The organism is Bacillus sp. T33-2, from assembly GCF_002860205.1.
Lineage (GTDB): Bacteria > Bacillota > Bacilli > Bacillales > Cytobacillaceae > T33-2.
The window spans coordinates 1-1,460 of sequence record NZ_PGVB01000059.1 but is presented as its reverse complement, the minus strand read 5'-3'; the positions used below and the strand labels follow the sequence as shown (position 1 = coordinate 1,460).

Genomic DNA, 1,460 nt, shown 5'->3' with positions numbered 1-1,460 from the left:
GGGAGTATAAATAATTTTGTGTAATTAGTTTTTGGAGCTAAATTATATATAAAGGCTTTACATGGAGTGGCGGGCATGATAGGCTTGGCTGCCAGGCGATGCCTGGGCCTTTTAGAAGGTATCGCCCAATCGCCAGAAATCATGCCCGCAGAGGCTCCGTGTCAAGCCGGCACAAAGCTTCGGCTCAAGCGTTAAGCTCTGCTTCCAACCTGTCCCCATAATAAATGGCCAGTTGTGATATACATTCTTTCCATCCTCTTACAGGCATAGTCCACTTCTTTGATATTTCCGTTGTCGCTAAATAAATGATTTTCCTCAGTGAATCATCTGTTGGATAGGCTGACTTGGTCTTGGTCACTTTCCTAAGCTGCCGGTGATACCCTTCAATTGTATTAGTGGTATAAATGAGCCTTCTAATTTCTGCAGGGTAGCTGAAGTAGGCGGTCAGCTCCAGCCAGTTTGTTTCCCACGATTTGATGATGATCGGATGTTTCTTGCCCCATTTTTCCTTGAAGTTGGAGAACTCTAATTCAGCTTCTTCAAGAGTGAGTGCCTGGTAGATTTTCTTTAAATCAGCCATTATTACTTTCTGTTCCTTATACGAAACGTATTTCATAGAATTACGAATTTGATGAATAATACATAGCTGGATATCTGTCTGTGGAAAAACCGTATTAATGGCATCAGAAAAGCCAGAAAGGCCGTCCTTACAGGCAATTAGAATATCCTGTACACCTCTGTTTTTGAGGTCATTACAGACTCCCAGCCAAAAACTCGCACTCTCATTTTCTCCAATCCAAATCCCCAGAATTTCCTTATGGCCAGACAAATTGATGCCTAATACACTATAGGCAGCCTTACTCACAATTCGGTTTTCTTTTCTTACTTTGAAATGAATGGCATCCAAAAAAACAATGGGATAGAGCCGATCCAATGGCCTGGATTGCCACTCTACGATAAGGGGCATGATTTTATCCGTTACCTTACTGACCATAGTAGGGGACACTTCAATTCCGTACAGATCCTGCATATGGTCTTCAATATCCCTTGTGGACATACCTTTGGCATAGAGGCCAATAATTTGATCTTCCAACCCATTTGATGTCGTTTCATATTTCTTAATGATGTGTGGCTCAAATTCGCCTTTTCGATCCCTCGGAATACGTAACTCTGTGTTGCCATACTTTGTTTTGACCGTCTTAGGACTGTATCCATTTCGGCTATTGCCAGAAAGGTCTCCTTCATTATCATGTTTCTTATAGCCTAAATGGTCATCAATTTCAGCTTCGAACACCTGTTGAATCGTGTCTTTAAACAAGGTCTTTAACTTTTCTTGTATATCTTCCACCGTGCGACAATCTTTCGCTATTTCTTCAGCCAACCAGTTTCTTTCGTTTTGCATAATTGATCATCTCCTTATTGGAAAGTATAACCAATTACACAAAACTTTTTACATTCTC

At 41.0% G+C, this 1,460-nt stretch carries 1 protein-coding gene; it reads right to left on the bottom strand.

Features of this window, described 5'->3' with window-relative positions:
- Window positions 1-184: 184 nt before the first annotated feature.
- Window positions 185-1,402 carry an IS256 family transposase gene (locus tag CVD19_RS23800; protein WP_101585665.1) on the bottom strand — a complete coding sequence of 406 codons (1,218 nt, stop codon included), beginning with the start codon at window positions 1,400-1,402 and terminating at the stop codon, window positions 185-187.
- Window positions 1,403-1,460: the final 58 nt, after the last annotated feature.